We start from the raw sequence: 17710 nt of genomic DNA, 5'->3' as shown, positions 1-17710 counted from the left end.
TCATAACATCCACTTCACCTTAATACAATTAATCCAAAGATTGATAGATATTGTCAATAATCATTTTCTAATATTGGTGTCTTTTTTTCAGGTGGACCGGCTGAACCCTTGATTATAAAGGGATAAAACAGGATGTGATCATATGATTGTAGACGGACTTTTGCCTGCTGCGCTACAGTGAATGCAAGAACCCGTGAAAGGAGGCTGGGAAAAAATGAAAACAGCAGAAGCGCAAGCGCCGGCTGTTGATGCAGTCATTTTTAAAAAAGAAAAAAGAAAGCGCTTACTAAGTAAGCTGATTCAGCAAAAATATTTGTACTTGATGATTTTGCCGGGGTGTATTTATTTTTTGCTTTTTAAGTATGTCCCGATGTGGGGAATTGTGATTGCGTTTCAGGATTATCAGCCGTTCCTCGGCATTTTGGGCAGTGAGTGGGTGGGGCTGAAGCATTTTATCAGGCTGTTTACTGAGCCTACATTTTTTCTCTTGTTAAAAAACACGCTCGTGTTATTTGCTTTGAACCTGGCCATATTTTTCCCGGTGCCGATACTGCTGGCGCTTCTTTTGAACGAAGTGCGGATTGCTCTCTTTAAAAAATTTGTTCAGACGCTGATTTATATCCCGCATTTTATGTCTTGGGTCATTGTTGTATCGCTTTCGTTTGTGCTTTTAACGGTAGACGGAGGCTTGATTAATGAACTGATTGTGTTTTTTGGCGGTGAAAAAATCAATTTTCTGCTGAACGAAGAATGGTTCCGGCCCCTGTATATTCTGCAGGTTATCTGGAGGGAAGCAGGCTGGTCGACGATCATTTATCTGGCGGCCATTACAGCGGTTGACCCCCAGCTGTATGAAGCGGCGAAAATGGACGGAGCGGGACGGCTGCGGCAAATGTGGCATATTACGCTGCCCGCCATTAAAAGCGTTATCGTCGTTTTGCTGATTTTGAAAATCGGAGACACGCTGGAGCTTGGCTTCGAGCATGTGTATTTGCTGTTAAATGCGACTAACAGGGAAGTGGCGGAAATTTTTGATACGTATGTTTATACTGCAGGGCTGAAACAGGGCCAATTCAGCTACAGTACAGCAGTCGGCGTATTTAAAGCGGCGGTCGGGCTGATTTTGGTCATGCTAGCGAATCGTTTGGCGAAGAAATTTGGCGAGGAAGGAATTTATTAAGAAAGGGATGGGATCAATGGATCAATCAATCGCTGTAAAATCGCCTCTTACGTACGCGGAGGCATTGGCAAAAACCATTATGAATACGTACACAGTCGAGGAGCTGCCTCCTGCAAACCGCTGGCACTACCATCAGGGTGTTTTCTTATGCGGTGTATTGCGGCTGTGGGAAGCAACTGGGGAAAAGCGGTATTTTGAGTATGCGAAGGCTTATGCAGATCTCTTAATCGATGATTATGGCAATCTATTATTTAAAAGAGATGAACTGGATGCCATTCAAGCGGGTCTCATTCTTTTTCCATTATACGAGCAGACGAAGGATGAACGGTATGTCAAAGCGGCAAAAAGGCTGCGCGGCTTATATGGAACACTGAACCGGACGTCTGAGGGCGGTTTTTGGCACAAAGACGGTTATCCTTACCAAATGTGGCTTGACGGCTTATACATGGGGGGGCCGTTCGCACTGAAATATGCCAATCTGAAGCAGGAGCCGGAGCTGTTTGATCAGGTCGTGCTGCAGGAGTCATTAATGAGAAAGCATACGAAGGATTCAAAAACCGGACTTTTTTATCACGCCTGGGATGAAGCGAAAAAAATGCCTTGGGCCAATGAAGAGACAGGCTGTTCACCGGAATTTTGGGCACGTTCCATCGGCTGGTACGTCATGTCTCTTGCTGACATGATTGAAGAGCTGCCGAAGAAGCATCCAAACCGTCATGTGTGGAAAAACACGCTGCAGGACATGATGGAAAGCATCTGCCGCTATCAAGACAAAGAGACGGGGCTATGGTATCAGATTGTTGATAAGGGAGACAGGTCTGATAACTGGCTGGAAAGCTCAGGATCCTGCCTGTACATGTACGCATTTGCGAAGGGAATCAATAAAGGCTATTTAGACAGAGCTTACGAAACAACACTGCTAAAAGCGTATCAAGGCTTGATTCAGCATAAAACCGAAACATCAGAAGACGGCGCGTTTCTCGTCAAAGACATATGTGTCGGAACGTCAGCCGGTTTTTATGACTATTATGTCAGCCGCGAAAGAAGCACAAACGATCTGCACGGGGCTGGTGCGTTTATTTTGGCTATGACAGAGCTGGAGACTCTTTTTAGGACAGCAGAGAAATGATGACAGGTATACGTACGGCTTTGTGTGTGATCGTCTCAGTGCTCTTTTTGGCATCATGCTCAAGCAGGCCGGACGGAATGCATGTCATTCTCTTTTCTGATATGCAGGCTGGCGTACAGGAAAAAATAAAACAAGCCGCTGAGCAGAATGCCGGGAAGGTCGATATTTTACCAGCTTTTCAGGAAAAACTGCTGACTGAAATTACCGCCCATGAGGGAGATGTTTTCATCGTGCCTGAAGACATGTTTCAAGCTTACGATGATCCGGAAAATTTTCAGCCGTTAAACGGATTGGCTCCTGAAAAAACATCTCCTTATACAATTGTTAATAATAAAACAGGAGAAAAAACGATCTATGCCGTTCAGATCGAAAAAGGGAAAAAACAGCTGAACGGCTATTCTTTTCAATTGAATCGCGATATGGCGGCGTTTATCCCTGTGTATGCTGAAAAAACAGAGGAAGCGCTGCAGCTGATTTCTCAACTAACTGAAGCCCGATAGAGGTGAGGATATTGAAGAACATCGTCTTTTGCGGATTGAGCAGCAGAGCATTCAGTATGTTTATCAAACCGCTGTTGGAGCGGTTTTCAACTCATTATGAGATTACGGGATTGCTGGATGCCGATCCGAAACGTTTTGCCGTTTGCAAGAAGAAATTTCCCGAGCTGGCCCACGTGCCCGAGTTTAGCGAAGATGCTTTTGACGAGATGATGCGCGTGTCAAAGCCTGATATCGTCATTGTGGCAGGCAGGGACGATACGCATGTCACATATATTGTAAAAAGTCTTCAGTGGAATACAGATGTGATTACTGAAAAACCAATGGTGACAACAGTGCAGGATGCGAATCGGGTGCTTGAAGCGGAGGCCAAAAGCGAAGGAAAAGTCACCGTCGCGTTTAACTATCGCTACAGCCCGTTTCATCGGAAAATAAAAGAAATGATTCTGGACGGAAAAATAGGCAGGGTCACCTCCGTTGATTTAAATTGGTATATTGATACGTATCATGGCGCCAGCTATTTTAAACGCTGGAACAGGTCGAGACAGTTTTCCGGGGGCCTTTCTGTCCATAAATCAACACATCACTTTGATCTCGTCAATTGGTGGCTCGGGCAAAATCCGGAAGAGGTATTTGCTTATGGCGCCTTGAATTACTATGGGCCGGACAGTGAGTGGAACCCCTTGCCGGAAGAAGACGGGCGTTTTTGCGGGACGTGCCGGGTCAAAGAAAAATGCCACTACTATTCAAGGTGGCATCCCCGTTCCTCTAAAGCTTCTATAAAGGATGATCATCTCGAAGCAGGAGACCAGTCCAGCTTATATACTGCATACAGGCCTGACGCGTGTATTTTTGACGAGGAAATTGACATCGAGGATACGTACGTGGCGGCAGTCAAATATGATGGCGGCGCACTGTTAAGCTACTCGATTATTTTTTCGGCCCCGTATGAAGGCTACCGGCTGACGATCAACGGCACAAAAGGGCGTATTGAATCAAATGAATTTCACGAACCTTCCAGAATTCCGTTTGCTTTTCCTGAGCAGACAATCGATTACTATCCGCTTTTTGAATCAAAGCAGACGATACAAGTGGTCAAAAATGAAGGGGGGCATGGCGGAGGTGATCCGCTTTTGCTTGAGGATCTTTTTTTAGGAAAAGACCCGCTGCGCCGCTATGATATTTTAGCCGGGGCTGAAGCTGGAGCCTACTCCATCGCGGTTGGTGAGGGAATGTGGCGCTCGGTTGCCGAAAAGAAGCCGATCGGCATGAAAGAGCTTTTTCAGATGCAGAATGTATAATGCAAAAAAGGAGGGGGCGCCATGGAACATGATGGCTCACTGGGACGGATGCTGCGTTTTTGCGAATGGATTATGAGATTTGCGTATACAAACTTGCTGTGGCTGTTTTTTACGTTACTCGGTCTCGGCGTGTTTGGCATCATGCCCGCGACCGCGGCTTTATTCGCTGTCATGCGGAAGTGGATCCAGGGGCAGGACAACGTTCCGGTGCTCAAAACGTTTTGGCAGGAATATAAGGGTGAATTTTTTCGTTCAAATCTGCTCGGCGCTGTACTGGCGCTCATCGGAGTGATCATTTATATTGATTTGGCCTTCATCTATCCAAGTCATTTCCTTCTGCACATCCTGCGCTTCGCCATTATGATATTTGGCTTTTTGTTCGTATCCATGCTTTTTTATGTGTTTCCGCTGCTTGTCCATTTTGACTGGAAAAAACGTCTGTATGTGAAATTTTCGCTCTTGCTCAGTGTGGCGTATTTGCAATATACGCTTGCTATGCTTGCGCTGACTGTTGCTCTCTTTTTCTTGCTTGCGTACCTGCCGGGCATTGTCCCTTTTTTCAGCGTCAGCCTTATCAGCTACTGTCATATGCGCATTGTTTATGCCGTGCTGCTGAAAGTGGAGCAGCACGGCGGCGAGCCACAGAGGAAATCCCATATACGGAAAGCTTTTTATCCGGAAACGAGATAATCATCATTTCTCTATCATAACGCTGTTCCAAACGGAATAGATTGATAGAGAAAGGAGAGCGGATAAAATGCTGAAGGTAGCGGTATTTGATGAAGAGCATGAAAAAGACTTACAAACGGAAATCAATTCATTTTTAAAAGGGATATCGGAGGAGCAGCTGATTGATATCAAATATACGGTTTCGGCGGCGTGCGACCCAGACGGCGAGCAGCTTTACTGTTTTTCCGCCCTTATTTTATATCGCAAATAAAAAGATCTTTCCGCAGGCGCGGAAAGATCTTTTTTGTTAATATGCTTTTTTCACTCTTGGACTTCTCGGTTTATCGAGTTTCTCCGCTTTTTTGATCTCTCTTCTTTCTTTTGAGAGCGATTGATAGAGAGAGGCAATCATCAGCAGGATAACGATAGAAAACGGCAGCGCTGCCAGAATCGCTGTGTTCTGCAAAGCGGCAAGCCCTCCGGAATATAGGAGCACAGCCGCCATGGCGGACTGAATGATACCCCAGCTGAGTTTCACAGAATTCGCCGGATTTAAAGAACCGTACGACGTCTGCATGCCCAGCACGAATGTAGCTGAATCAGCAGACGTGATAAAGAATACTGCGATCAGAATCAATGCAAGGATCGATGTCACCATTGTCAGCGGATAGTGATCAAGTGTTCCGAACAGCATCGTTTCAGTGGACAGCTTTGCTACATTGAACGTGCCTTTTTGCTGGAGGTCCATGGCTGAAACGCCGAAAATGGAGAACCATAGAAATGTCAAAATACAAGGTGTCACCAAGACGCCAATTAAAAATTCTCGGATCGTCCGGCCTCTGGATACACGGGCGATGAAAATGCCGACAAATGGAGACCAGGAAATCCACCATGCCCAATAGAAAATCGTCCAGCTGTTAATCCATTCGCGTTTTTCAGGATCGTTCGGTGTCAGTCTGAAGCTCATTTGAACGATATTTTGAATGTATTGTCCGATAGAATCTGTAAATGAGTTCATTATCAGCACTGTAGGCCCGACAACGAGCATAAACAACATTAACAATCCGGCCAATACCATGTTTGTGTTGCTTAAATACTTAATTCCTTTTCCGAGTCCGCTCCACGCAGAAAGTAAAAAGAGCACTGTCACAATAATGATTAAAACCAATTGGACGATAAACGCATTCGGAATGCCGAACAGGTAATTCAAACCGCCGTTAATTTGGGTTGCGCCAAGACCAAGACTTGTTGACACCCCGACAACAGTGGCGAAAACTGCAATACAGTCAATGGCCTTTCCGATCGGTCCGTTTACTTTATCCCCGAGAATCGGTGATAGTGTGCTGCTGATTAACCCGGGTGCGCCTTTGCGGAATTGGAAATAGGCAATGCATAATGCCACAATGGCATAAATGGCCCAAGCGTGCAAACCCCAGTGGAAAAACGTATAGCGGAGTGCATCTCTGAAGGCTTGGGGGGTTTCTGTTTCACCTGATGGAGAGCTAATTGCGTAATGGCTGATCGGTTCAGCCGCACCGTAGAATACTAAGCCGATTCCCATGCCTGCGCTGAACAGCATGGCAAACCATGATAATAACCCGAATTCCGGTTTTTCATCAGGCTTTCCGAGTTTGATTTTTCCGATCGGGCTGAAAATCAAAAAGAGACAAAACCCGACAAACAAAGAGACAACTAAAAGATAATACCAACCAAATGAATCGGTAATAAATGCTTGTGCCGATTGAGACACATTTTGCAGGCTGTCAGGAGAAATAACACCCCATAATACAGCTGCAGCTGTGATTGCAATCACAATCCAAAATACACTAGATATATGTTTCAACATTTCTCACCCTCTAATTTTTTGTGTACGCCTATATCTTGCTCGCAGGCTTAGTATGGTCGTACGATGGCAGCTCATTCCTCTCTTAAAATTACCCCGCAATCAGGTGAAACAAAACAAGTCTCACCCTAACATGAATGCGGGGAATGTTCAAATGTGAGTTTGACGGCAAGAGATTTAAAGAGTAATGATTAAGAACGGGCGTATTGCCCGGCATTTAGCCCTGCAAGCCTGCCTGTGACAAGGGCGGAGGTAATATTGTATCCGCCTGTGTAGCCATGGATATCCAGAATTTCACCGCAAAAATAAAGCCCCTCCATTTTTTTAGAAGCCATTTTTTTCGGGTCAATTTCTTTTACAGATACCCCGCCTCCCGTGACAAATGCCTTATCAAGCGACAGTGTGCCATTTGCGAGGACAGTAAACTGCTTGCAGTCCCTTACAAATTGTCTGAAAGGATCCTTCGGCAGCTCAGAAAACGATACGTTCGGAGAGATGCCGTTTTTTTCGAGCAGGAATAGGAGATAGCGCTCCTGCATCCAAGGCTTCAGCACGTTTTTAATGGTTTTTTTCGGTGCTTCCTTCAGTTCTTTATACATCTTTTGGAAAAGCGTTTCTTCATTGATATCCGGATACAAGTCGATTCTGATCGGCACTTGAGGCTGTTTTTTCAGCTCTTTTACGACAAATTGGCTGCATCTGAGAATGGCAGGTCCTGAGAGGCCGAAATGGGTAAACAGCATGTCCATTTTATGTGTGATAATCGGTTTGCCTTTTTTATTTAACACACTGACGGCTACATCTCTTAGTGATAAGCCCTGAAGTGTTTTTTGCTTAATGAACGGTTCAGCAGAAGTGACGGGAACCTCTGTCGGAAACAGCTCTGTTATGGTATGGCCCGCGGCTTCAGCCCATTCATAGCCGTCTCCCGTGCTTCCGGTATGAGGCACGCTTTTACCGCCTACAGCGATAATGACTGCCTGGCTATGGATCATTTCGCCATTATTCGTCACAATCCCTGCTGTCTGTCCATCTTCATATAAAACAGATTTAATTTTCTCGTTCGTTCTGATTGTTACGCGAAGCTGCTTCAGCCTGTTTAACAGCGCGTCAACGACACTTTGGGCTTTGTCGGTCACAGGAAACATCCGGCCGTGATCCTCTTCCTTCAATTGAATGCCGAGGTTTTCAAAAAACTTGATAATGTCCTCATTATTAAATTCAGAAAACGCGCTGTATAAAAAACGCCCGTTGCCGGGGATGTGCTTGATAATTTCTTCCACAGGAAGGCGGTTCGTCACATTACAGCGGCCGCCCCCGGAAATCGCGAGTTTCCGTCCTAATTTATTTCCTTTATCTATCAGCAACACGCCAGCGCCCTGTTCTCCTGCTGCAATCGCAGCCATCAAGCCTGAAGGGCCTCCGCCGATTACGATAACGTCATATTGTTTCATCTTTATCATCAACTTTCTTTTCATTTCGTGTGCGGACACCCCGTCCGCAGTACTATTATAGCGAAAGAAAGCCGCTCCTTAAACGTCTTTTGCCGCGGACATGAATGTTCACAGGATTGCTTTTGTATTTATTACCGTCTAAATGCCCAGTTGTGGTAAAATAGAAAAGTTGAATCTTCGTAGAAAATGGTGATGAAGAAACATGTCAAGCAAACTGTTAAGAGGCACGTTTGTATTAACGCTCGGTACATATATATCGCGGATTCTGGGGATGGTCTATTTAATTCCCTTCAGCATTATGGTCGGGGCGACAGGCGGTGCATTATTTCAATACGGATACAACCAATACACTTTATTTTTGAATATTGCTACGATGGGCTTTCCGGCCGCTGTTTCTAAATTTGTTTCCAAATATAATTCAAAAGGGGATTATGAGACAAGCAGGAAAATGCTCAAGGCGGGCATGTCGGTTATGCTCGTCACAGGAATGATAGCCTTTTTCATTCTGTATCTATCGGCTCCGATGTTTGCGGAAATATCGCTGGGAGGCAAGGATAATAACGGCCTGACAATTGATCATGTCGTTTATGTCATCCGCATGGTAAGCTTAGCGCTATTGGTCGTACCGATTATGAGCCTTGTCCGCGGATTCTTTCAAGGGCACCAAATGATGGGTCCGACAGCTGTTTCCCAAGTCGTTGAACAGATTGTCCGCATCATCTTTCTATTGAGTGCGACATTCTTGATTTTGAAGGTTTTCAACGGCGGCCTTGTCATCGCTGTGGGCTATGCAACCTTCGCAGCGCTGATCGGTGCCTTCGGAGGGCTGGTCGTGCTTTATATTTATTGGAACAAACGGAAGGGCAGCCTGCTGGCGATGATGCCGAATACGGGTCCGACAGCAAACCTAAGCTACAAGAAAATGTTTTTCGAGCTGTTCAGCTATGCTGCTCCGTACGTTTTTGTCGGACTAGCCATCCCTTTGTATAACTATATTGATACAAATACGTTTAACAAAGCGATGATTGAAGCCGGTCATCAAGCCATCAGCCAGGACATGCTTGCGATTCTAACCCTGTATGTTCAGAAGCTCGTGATGATCCCGGTTTCCCTAGCAACTGCTTTTGGACTGACATTAATTCCAACGATTACTGAATCGTTTACAAGCGGAAACTATAAGCTGTTAAATCAGCAGATTAATCAAACGATGCAGACGATCCTGTTTTTAATTATTCCGGCTGTTGTCGGGATCTCTCTATTGTCAGGACCGACGTATACGTTCTTTTACGGGTCAGAGAGCCTTCATCCTGAACTGGGGGCAAACATTTTGCTATGGTATTCGCCAGTCGCGATTTTGTTCTCTTTGTTTACAGTCAACGCAGCTATTCTGCAGGGCATCAATAAGCAAAAATTTGCGGTTGTCAGCCTTGTGATCGGTGTCGTGATCAAGCTTGTGCTGAATGTTCCGCTGATCAAACTGATGCAGGCTGACGGAGCGATTTTAGCGACGGCGCTTGGATATATCGCTTCCCTTTTATATGGGTTTATCATGATTAAGCGCCATGCAGGCTATTCGTATAAGATACTTGTTAAACGAACTGTTTTGATGCTGGTCTTATCAGCCATTATGGGTATTGCCGTGAAAATCGTGCAGTGGGTATTAGGCTTCTTTATTTCCTATCAGGATGGCCAGCTGCAAGCTGCGATTGTTGTGGTGATCGCGGCCGCTGTTGGCGGAGCAGTCTACCTGTATTGCGGCTACCGATTAGGATTTTTACAGAAAATTTTAGGCCGCCGTTTGCCAGGTTTCTTAAGGAAAGGCAGACATGCAGGCTGATGAACTAGATATGATGAAACTGAGGGCTCGCATGCTGCGGGCTTTCTTTTATAAAGGAGAGATTGGGAATGAGACTTGATAAGCTGCTTGCCAACAGCGGGTATGGTTCCAGAAAAGAAGTCAAAGCCGTTGTGAAGGCTGGAGCTGTTATGATCGACGGCAAACCTGCCAAAGATGTAAAGGCGCACGTTGATCCTGATACGCAGGAGGTGACCGTATACGGGGAACCGGTTGATTATCGAGAGTTCATTTATCTTATGATGAATAAACCGCAGGGCGTGCTGTCGGCGACTGAGGACAGCCGGCAGCAAACAGTGGTCGATCTGCTGACGCCGGAGGAGATGAGATTTGAGCCATTTCCGGCCGGCAGGCTTGATAAAGATACAGAGGGCTTTTTGCTGCTCACAAATGACGGCCAGCTCGCACATCGGCTCCTTTCTCCTAAAAAGCATGTTCCAAAAACGTATGAAGTCCATTTAAAATCACAGATTTCTCGGGAAGACATTTCCGATTTGGAAACGGGTGTCTACATAGAGGGCGGCTATAAAACAAAGCCGGCAAAAGCGGAAATCAAAACAAACGACAGTGGCAATACCGTTATATATCTGACAATTACAGAAGGAAAATACCATCAGGTCAAGCAAATGGCAAAGGCAGTCGGCAATGAAGTGGTTTATCTGAAGCGGCTTTCGATGGGACGCGTTTCCCTAGATCCGGCCCTGGCACCCGGAGAATACCGTGAGCTGACAGAGGAAGAGCTTCATTTGCTCAATGAGCCGCAAGCATGACAAAAACCCCGCATACCGAATGCGGGGTTTTATTTATAAGCACACAAAAACAAGGCTCAGTAGGTTTCTTCGCCCTGTTATCTATCGGACCGCTCTCAGGCGGCCCTATGTAATTTTTCAATTTATGAGGTAATCTTTACTTTCTTTCTCGTTGTCTCCCACTTGCCACGGCTTGGACTATGAACAAGATCATTATATGCCAACACATTTAAGTCTCTTTGAATCGTTCTAGGTGTAATGCCGAATTCGTCAACCAGTTCCTGTGTTGTCACAAGACCTTTTTCTTGGATAAACATGTAAACTGATTTGATTCGAGTTAGCATACGGTTTGTTGAAGGTTTCAAAAAACCACTCCCTATCATAAGATCGGATGGACTTGACTAACCACAACTCACGACTATCAACTGCGTACGAAATAGCAACAAAGGCAGACATCTGTAATTGTTAAAATAATTCGCCCTCATTATACACGATATTGCAGTGATGAATCTAGGGATAACTCCTATTAATTTTTTCCAATTTCGCGTTGGGCAGCCATCCTTGTTGGATTACTATGTATTTCGGCTCAATATTATTATGGTTAAAGAAACTTTTTTTATTCTGTTTCGTAGTAAATTTTGGAGGTGAGTGAGTTTTGACAAATTTGCTTGAAGCTTCAATAGAACAGGCCGGGTATACAAGCCGAAAAAAAGTGCTCACCGATGTTTTTCTGGAAGTCAGAAAAGGGGAACTGGTTGGACTGATCGGAGCCAACGGCGCCGGAAAAAGCACCGCAATCAAGGCGATACTCGGCCTTTCAGAAGATTTTAAAGGGCATATTGCCTGGAACGACTGTTCATTTGCATATATTCCGGAGCATCCGTCCTTCTACGAAGAACTGACGCTGTGGGAGCATTTGGATCTGATCAGCACACTCCACGGCATTGAAGAGAGTGAATTTGCGCATCGGGCCCAAAGCCTGCTGCAGACGTTTTCGCTAGATCATGTCAAACATGAGCTGCCTGTCACCTTTTCGAAGGGCATGCAGCAAAAACTAATGCTTATCCAGGCCTTTCTCTCTAAGCCGGATATGTATGTGATTGATGAACCGTTTATCGGCCTTGATCCGATATCGACGAAACGCTTTGTGGACATGCTTAAGGCTGAAAAAGAACGTGGAGCCGGAATTCTGATGTGCACGCATGTACTCGATACCGCGGAAAAAATCTGTGACCGGTTTTATATGATTGAGAAAGGTTCATTATTTCTCCAAGGCACGTTAAAAGATATTCAGGACAAGACCGGATTAGAGGGGCAGTCATTGCTTGACTGTTTTTATAAGGCAGTTCAAGGTGATCGGCCATGAACGGGCGTACGCTCTTTTTTCGAAGGCTGTTTGACTATTACAAGTATCAGTTTAAAGTGTTGCATGCGGTCATTGACTGGACAGTCGCTCTCTATATCGTTTTGCCGGCGATTGCTTTTGTCATCTATCAGTATATTGATTTGATGAACGGAAGAGGCCTTCTTTATGAGTGGTCTGAAGTGGCGGAATGGAGATGGCTGTATGCTGTGTGTGTGCTGATCATGTTTACAGGTTCGATTCGTACATTTTTAATGGAAGCGGACAAAGTGTTTTTGCTGCAAAAGAAAGAAATCATCTATCAGCTCAAACGGTACACGCTTTTGTATTCTTTTCTGGTCACGCTGGCTAAATGGCTGCTTCTCTTTTTTATTGTCCTTCCCCTTATCAGTCATTTTGTTCACATCACATTCGCAGAAAGCACTGCTCTATTGTGTTATTTGTTTGGCCTTCATATATTCTTTTTATCCTTAAAGCAAGACAGGATCAGAAAGCCGCGCTCTATTTCGAGATGGATTGGCGATACCCTTGTCAGAGCTATTCTTTTTGCTGGTTCTGCTATCCTGATTGTTTTTACTGAGTGGCACTTGCTTGCGCTTATTGGCATTTTATTTTTGTTTTTCTCAGTTATCCGCAGTTTGAAAAAGACAGCCTCGTTCACGGCTTTTGAAGCTGAGGTGACTGAAGAGAAAAAAAGCAGGCTTGCCCTTGCAGGACTTGTGATGATGATGAGTCAGGAGGCGGGAATGCCAAAAGTAAAAGACAGGATGAGAAGAAAACCATTATTATACCGAAATTCAAAAAGGATATTTAAAAGACGAACGATCTGCACAGGCTATAAGGAGTTGTTTTTTAAAGTTATGCTGAGGAATGGCGAGTATGCAAGGCAGATGTACATGCTACTGTCAGCTTTCACTGTTCTCATATTTGTTTCCCCAATTTGGCTGAAGGTGATTGCGCTGCTGGTATACACAGGGGTTTGCCGTTATATCCTGACGCTTATTTTTGACAAGGTCATGGATGCCCCTTTTTTAATTGGCACCGATAAGGAAAGTGATGAATATTATCGGGCCAGAAAAAGCTGTATCAACATCCTGCACTATGCGTTTGCCGCCTGTTGTTCTTTAGCGGCCGCTGTCTCTTTATTGTTTACATAAAAAACCCAAACGGCGACGTTTGGGTTTTCTGGTCTATCCTTATAAAATAAACAGCTGGATGAAAAACAGAATGGCGAAAACGATGACGAGCGGATGAATCTCTCTCCATTTTCCCCGCGCCGCTTTTACAATTGGGTACGAAATAAAGCCAAGCGCGATTCCTGTAGAAATGCTCGAGGTCAAAGGCATGGCTAGAATGACGAGAAACGCAGGAAATGCCTCGTCCATCTCTTTCCAGTTCATATTGGAAACTGAGCCCATCATCAGGCTGCCGACGATAATCAAAGCAGGCGAGGTGATGGCGGCTATACCTGACAAGGCGCTGACAAGCGGACTGAAAAACATTGAAGCCGCAAACATCACCGCGACAGTCAAAGCCGTAAGCCCCGTTCTTCCCCCGGCTGCAACACCGGCGGAAGACTCGATAAATGCAGTCGTTGGACTTGTGCCGAAAACAGCTCCTACTGTCGTCGCGGTTGAATCAGCAAGCAGCGCTTTTCGCACGTTCGGCAGCTTGTTGTTCTTCATCAGCCCGGCTTGCTCGGCAACTCCGATCATCGTGCCTGTCGTATCAAAAATGGTGACTAATAGAAAAGAAAAGACGACAGCGTACAGGCCGTGATGAATGACATCGCCAAAAGCGGTAAATGGATTTGAGATCATCAATCCTTCCGGCAAATGAGGAAGCGACATAAATCCCTTTGAAAAATGGAGCTGACCGGTGAAAAAGGCGATCAAAGCGGTAGCTGCCATTCCGATAAATAAAGCGCCGCTTACATTCAGCACCATCAGGACCACGCTGATCAAAAGGCCGACCAGCGTTAAGATAACACCAGGTGAATGCAGATTGCCGAGAGTGACCAGGTTTGACTCATCAGCTGCCACAATTCCCGCTTGACGCAAACCGATAAAAGCAATAAACAGCCCGATCCCTGTTGTGATCCCGTATTTTAAATTGTTTGGAATCGCTTCTATAAGTTGTTTTCTTAAAGGCGTTAACGATAGAATAATGAAGAGAACCCCTGCTGTAAATACTGCGCTGAAAGCTGTTGCGTACGTGATGCCGCCATCGCTTGCGCTTACGACATGAAAGGCTAAATAAGCGTTCAAGCCCATGCCGGGCGCAATAGCAATCGGATAATTTGCTGCCAGGGCCATCCACAGCGTTCCGACAATGGAGGCAATAATCGTTGCGGTGAAAACCTGGTCGAAAGGAACCCCGGCGTTAGCCAGAATGACCGGATTGACCACGACGATATAGACCATTGTGAAAAAGGTCGTCAGCCCTGCTATGATTTCTTGCTTTATGGATGTTTGCTGCTCTTTTAGATGAAACATAGTATCCTCCAATTACGAACGTTTTAACAAAACACCATTAATATTATTCGTTTTATTTGGTTTTTGCAAGTCATTTCTTGCGGAAAGGGGATCATTATGAACTGGGAAGTTGAAGTAATCAGAAAAAAAGAGGATTTAATTCGTGATACACAGGAATTTTTGAGAATCAACAGTGTCATGGACGAAACAACCGCCGGACCCGGTAAACCGTTTGGAGAAGGGGTAAATGCCAGCCTGACTTCATTGCTGGAGCTTGGAGAAAAAGAAGGCTTTACAACAAAAAATCTTGACGGCTTCGCAGGTCATATTGAATGGGGGGAGGGCGATGACATTATCGGCGTACTTTGCCATGTTGACGTCGTGCCGCCGGGAGATGGGTGGACGAGTGATCCATTTTCAGCTGAAATCCGCAACGGACGGATTTATGCAAGGGGCGCCATTGATGACAAAGGCCCGACAATGGCGGCATTCTACGCGCTGAAAATCGTGAAAGACATGAATTTGCCCCTGTCCAAGCGAGTCAGAATGATTATCGGAACAGATGAAGAAAGTGATTGGAGATGCGTAGAGCATTATTTCAAGCATGAAGAAATGCCAACAATGGGCTTTGCGCCTGACGCCGATTTTCCGATCATTAATGCGGAAAAAGGGATCATCGATGCTTCTTTACTTATTCCGCACCGCCCAAATCAAGCAGAACCAAAGGCAGTGCTTGTCTCGTTTCAATCAGGCCTTCGCTTAAACATGGTGCCTGACGCTGCGGAAGCTGTCATTGAAGGGCTGAAAAAAGAAGAGATTATGTCTTCATTTAAAGACATGCTCCGCACGACGGACCAAAAAGGGGAAGCTGCAATAGAGAACGGACAGCTCATTTTGCGTATGTACGGTCTTTCCTGCCATGCGATGGAACCGAACAATGGGATCAATGCCGGCATTTTATTGTGCGAATTTCTCCAGCAGACTGAGCTTGACGATGCAGGAAAGCGGTTTGTGCAAGTTGTGACAGATAAGTTCTCAGGTGATACAAGAGGAAAAAAACTGGACATCGACTGTGAGGATGAAATCAGCGGAGAGCTGACATTAAATGTCGGAACACTGCGCTATAAAGAAGGGCAAGGAGGCGAGCTCGGGATCAATATCCGCTATCCTGTGACAGCAGAAAGCAAAGTGATCCGCGATACATTCGAAAGCGCATCTGAATTTGAGCTGGGAGAATTCAAAGACAGCAAGCCGCATCACGTGTCCGCAGATCATCCGTTAGTCAAAACCCTGCAAAAGGTTTATGAAGGCCAGCTGGGTAAAAAAGCTGACTTAATCTCAATCGGCGGGGGGACATATGCGAGATCCTTAAAAGCCGGTGTCGCGTTCGGCCCGCTGTTCCCCGGACGCCCTGACAGCGCACACCAAAAGGATGAATATATCGAAATTGATGACCTGCTGAGATCGACAGCGTTATATGCTCAGGCCATTTACGAGCTTGCAAAATAAAAGGACCGGCTTCTGCTGAAGCCAGTCCTTTTTTTAAATAAATGACCATAAATCAGTTGATAAGTACCGTTCTCCTGTATCAGCTGTCATGCAGACCACAACTTTGTCAGGAGAGAGGCGTTTCGCTGTTTCGATTGCCGCGAAGCAGGCAGCGCCTGATGAAGGACCGACAAGAATTCCTTCTTCAGCAGCAAGCCGTCTTGTCGTCGTATACGCGTCTTCATCAGAGATTTTGATAATTTCATCATAAACGTCTTCATTTAAAATCGGCGGTATAAAGCCTGGGCTCGTTCCTACAAGTTTATGCGCGCCAGGTTTTCCGCCGGATAATACAGGCGAACCCGCTGGCTCAACAACATGAACCGTGATATCCGGAAAAAGCTCTTTGAGCGCCTCACCTGTTCCGGTAATGGTTCCGCCCGTTCCAGAGGAGGCGACAAAAGCGCCGAGCGGTTTTCCGATTTCCTCTATTGCCCGGGCGATTTCAGGCGCTGTTGTTTTCCGGTGCGCATCAGGATTGGCAGTGTTATCGAACTGCATTGGAATATAGCTGTTCGGAATTTGTTCGGCAAGCTCCTTCGCTTTTTTGATGCTGCCCGGCATTCTTTCCTCTCCGGGAGTTAATACAACCTCTGCGCCGTAAGCTTTAAGCAGGTTGATCCGTTCCTTCGTCATTGTATCAGGCATAACTAAAATTGCTTTATATCCGCGTGCTGCCGCATTCATGGCGAGCCCGATGCCGGTATTTCCGCTTGTCGGCTCTATAATAACTGATCCCGGCTTGAGTAAACCGTTTTGTTCAGCTTCTATGATCATTTGATAAGCGGCTCTGTCTTTCACACTGCCGCTCGGATTGAAAAATTCAAGCTTTAAATAGACTTGTGCCGCATTTTCCGGCTGAAGCCGATTCAATCTCACTAGCGGTGTATCTCCTATCAGATCAGCTGTGTTTGCAACGATTTTCAACATTGTCATTCCTTTCTGAATAAAACAAGTGTCATATAATATCCTAACATAATAAACGTTTGTGCGAGAGTGTTTTCATACACTGTTCCTCTATCCGCACAGCCTCTTTATTGATAAAATAATAGCTGTCAAAGAAGGGAGTGTCAGACGGATGCCAGATATACGGCCTCATTATTTCATCGGCGTTCCCATACCTGAGGGAATTGCAAATCCGATCTACCAGGCTGCGAAAAACGAACCGGTATTGACGTTTCAAAAATGGGTGCACCCGCTTGACTATCATATCACGTTAATTTTTCTCGGAGCGGCGGATGAGACACAAATAAAGAAGCTTGAAGGTTCGCTAGCAGAGATTGCTTCAGAAATTGACCCATTTTCAATTGAGTTTGACAAGATAGATGTATTCGGCGACCGCAGAAGGCCGCGCGTTTTACATCTGGAGCCAAAGAAAAACAAAACGCTTGATAGACTGCGGGAACATACGAAGCAGGCTGTCCTTCAGGCCGGCTTTCAAGTGGAAAAAAGACCGTATCATCCTCATATGACGCTGGCAAGAAAATGGACAGGCGAAAATGGATTTCCAGCTCATGTTCCGTTTGAAAGCGGCGAGGTTTCGATGATGGCTGAACGATTTTCGCTCTTTCAAATACACTTGAACCAATCACCAAAATACGAGGAAATATTCAAATTTCAATTATCTTAATTCATTGCGGAGTGGAGA

The 17710-nt window shown here is 45.5% G+C and carries 17 protein-coding genes; 12 read left to right on the top strand and 5 right to left on the bottom strand.

Translation table 11 applies throughout. From position 1 onward, the window contains the following. Nucleotides 1–214: 214 nt before the first annotated feature. The 6 genes from rmgP (at nucleotide 215) to NX903_RS14410 (ending at nucleotide 5047) form a co-directional block, all read left to right on the top strand. Nucleotides 215–1180 (top strand): polygalacturonan/rhamnogalacturonan ABC transporter permease, encoded by a 966-nt coding sequence (rmgP, locus tag NX903_RS14435; RefSeq protein ID WP_014665041.1) that lies wholly within the window; start codon nucleotides 215–217, stop codon nucleotides 1178–1180. A 7-nt stretch (nucleotides 1181–1187) separates the two neighbouring features. Next, a complete protein-coding gene (gene rmgQ / locus NX903_RS14430) occupies nucleotides 1188–2309 on the top strand; it encodes an unsaturated rhamnogalacturonyl hydrolase (RefSeq protein WP_124058949.1) in 1122 nt (373 codons plus the stop codon). After that, nucleotides 2306–2809 carry a rhamnogalaturonan transport/degradation protein RmgS gene (gene rmgS, locus NX903_RS14425; RefSeq protein ID WP_086344211.1) on the top strand — a complete coding sequence of 168 codons (504 nt, stop codon included), beginning with the start codon at nucleotides 2306–2308 and terminating at the stop codon, nucleotides 2807–2809. Before rmgQ ends, rmgS begins: the two co-directional genes overlap by 4 nt. Nucleotides 2810–2820: 11 nt before the next feature. Then, nucleotides 2821–4107, top strand: a complete 1287-nt coding sequence (locus NX903_RS14420) for a Gfo/Idh/MocA family protein (RefSeq protein WP_015251426.1) — start codon at nucleotides 2821–2823, stop codon at nucleotides 4105–4107. A 21-nt stretch (nucleotides 4108–4128) separates the two neighbouring features. Beyond that, a complete protein-coding gene (locus NX903_RS14415) occupies nucleotides 4129–4797 on the top strand; it encodes a YesL family protein (RefSeq protein WP_015251427.1) in 669 nt (222 codons plus the stop codon). Nucleotides 4798–4864: 67 nt separating this feature from the next. Then, nucleotides 4865–5047, top strand: coding sequence for a sporulation protein Cse60 (locus NX903_RS14410; RefSeq protein WP_003223398.1), 183 nt, complete (start codon nucleotides 4865–4867; stop codon nucleotides 5045–5047). A gap of 36 nt (nucleotides 5048–5083) precedes the next feature. Here NX903_RS14410 and opuD read toward each other — a convergent pair whose 3' ends face one another. Both opuD and NX903_RS14400 read right to left on the bottom strand, forming a co-directional pair. Next, entirely contained in the window at nucleotides 5084–6622 is a 1539-nt protein-coding gene (gene opuD / locus NX903_RS14405; protein WP_015384403.1) for a glycine betaine transporter OpuD, read from the bottom strand. Between the two features lie 188 nt (nucleotides 6623–6810). Next, the gene (locus NX903_RS14400) at nucleotides 6811–8073 is read right to left on the bottom strand and encodes a BaiN/RdsA family NAD(P)/FAD-dependent oxidoreductase (protein ID WP_086344618.1); all 1263 of its coding nucleotides are present in this window, start codon (nucleotides 8071–8073) and stop codon (nucleotides 6811–6813) included. Nucleotides 8074–8275: 202 nt separating this feature from the next. On the opposite strand from NX903_RS14400, the gene murJ reads away from it, so the two are divergent. Together murJ and NX903_RS14390 are read left to right on the top strand one after the other, a co-directional pair. Next, the gene (gene murJ, locus NX903_RS14395; RefSeq protein ID WP_014480588.1) at nucleotides 8276–9910 is read left to right on the top strand and encodes a lipid II flippase MurJ; all 1635 of its coding nucleotides are present in this window, start codon (nucleotides 8276–8278) and stop codon (nucleotides 9908–9910) included. 68 nt (nucleotides 9911–9978) lie between these two features. Then, nucleotides 9979–10698: a pseudouridine synthase gene (locus NX903_RS14390; protein WP_017695479.1), complete on the top strand. Its 720-nt coding sequence runs from the start codon at nucleotides 9979–9981 to the stop codon at nucleotides 10696–10698. Between the two features lie 122 nt (nucleotides 10699–10820). Here the strand turns inward: NX903_RS14390 and NX903_RS14385 are convergent, their stop codons facing one another. Continuing rightward, nucleotides 10821–11042 (bottom strand): DeoR family transcriptional regulator, encoded by a 222-nt coding sequence (locus tag NX903_RS14385; protein WP_003152337.1) that lies wholly within the window; start codon nucleotides 11040–11042, stop codon nucleotides 10821–10823. A 290-nt stretch (nucleotides 11043–11332) separates the two neighbouring features. On the opposite strand from NX903_RS14385, the gene NX903_RS14380 reads away from it, so the two are divergent. Next, nucleotides 11333–12043, top strand: a complete 711-nt coding sequence (locus NX903_RS14380) for an ABC transporter ATP-binding protein (RefSeq protein ID WP_086344210.1) — start codon at nucleotides 11333–11335, stop codon at nucleotides 12041–12043. Then, nucleotides 12040–13197: an ABC transporter permease gene (locus tag NX903_RS14375; protein ID WP_086344209.1), complete on the top strand. Its 1158-nt coding sequence runs from the start codon at nucleotides 12040–12042 to the stop codon at nucleotides 13195–13197. The genes NX903_RS14380 and NX903_RS14375 overlap by 4 nt, the downstream gene beginning before the upstream one ends. A 39-nt stretch (nucleotides 13198–13236) precedes the next feature. Here NX903_RS14375 and pbuO read toward each other — a convergent pair whose 3' ends face one another. Further along, nucleotides 13237–14535: a hypoxanthine/guanine permease PbuO gene (pbuO, locus tag NX903_RS14370; RefSeq protein WP_003229234.1), complete on the bottom strand. Its 1299-nt coding sequence runs from the start codon at nucleotides 14533–14535 to the stop codon at nucleotides 13237–13239. A 96-nt stretch (nucleotides 14536–14631) separates the two neighbouring features. Between pbuO and pepV the strand changes: the two genes are divergently transcribed. After that, entirely contained in the window at nucleotides 14632–16023 is a 1392-nt protein-coding gene (gene pepV / locus NX903_RS14365; protein WP_086344208.1) for a dipeptidase PepV, read from the top strand. Nucleotides 16024–16056: 33 nt separating this feature from the next. Here pepV and cysK read toward each other — a convergent pair whose 3' ends face one another. Then, on the bottom strand, nucleotides 16057–16992 hold the full coding sequence (gene cysK, locus NX903_RS14360; RefSeq protein ID WP_003229237.1) for a cysteine synthase A: 936 nt from the start codon (nucleotides 16990–16992) through the stop codon (nucleotides 16057–16059). A 148-nt stretch (nucleotides 16993–17140) separates the two neighbouring features. Here cysK and thpR point away from each other — a divergent pair, with 148 nt between their 5' ends. Then, nucleotides 17141–17692 (top strand): RNA 2',3'-cyclic phosphodiesterase, encoded by a 552-nt coding sequence (thpR, locus tag NX903_RS14355; RefSeq protein WP_029726422.1) that lies wholly within the window; start codon nucleotides 17141–17143, stop codon nucleotides 17690–17692. The last annotated feature ends 18 nt before the right edge of the window (nucleotides 17693–17710 follow it).

It is taken from the genome of Bacillus sp. FSL R5-0576 (assembly GCF_038004765.1).
Taxonomy (GTDB): domain Bacteria; phylum Bacillota; class Bacilli; order Bacillales; family Bacillaceae; genus Bacillus; species Bacillus subtilis.
Note: the sequence above shows the minus strand (reverse complement) of the source record. Positions and strands in the feature narration are given on the sequence as shown.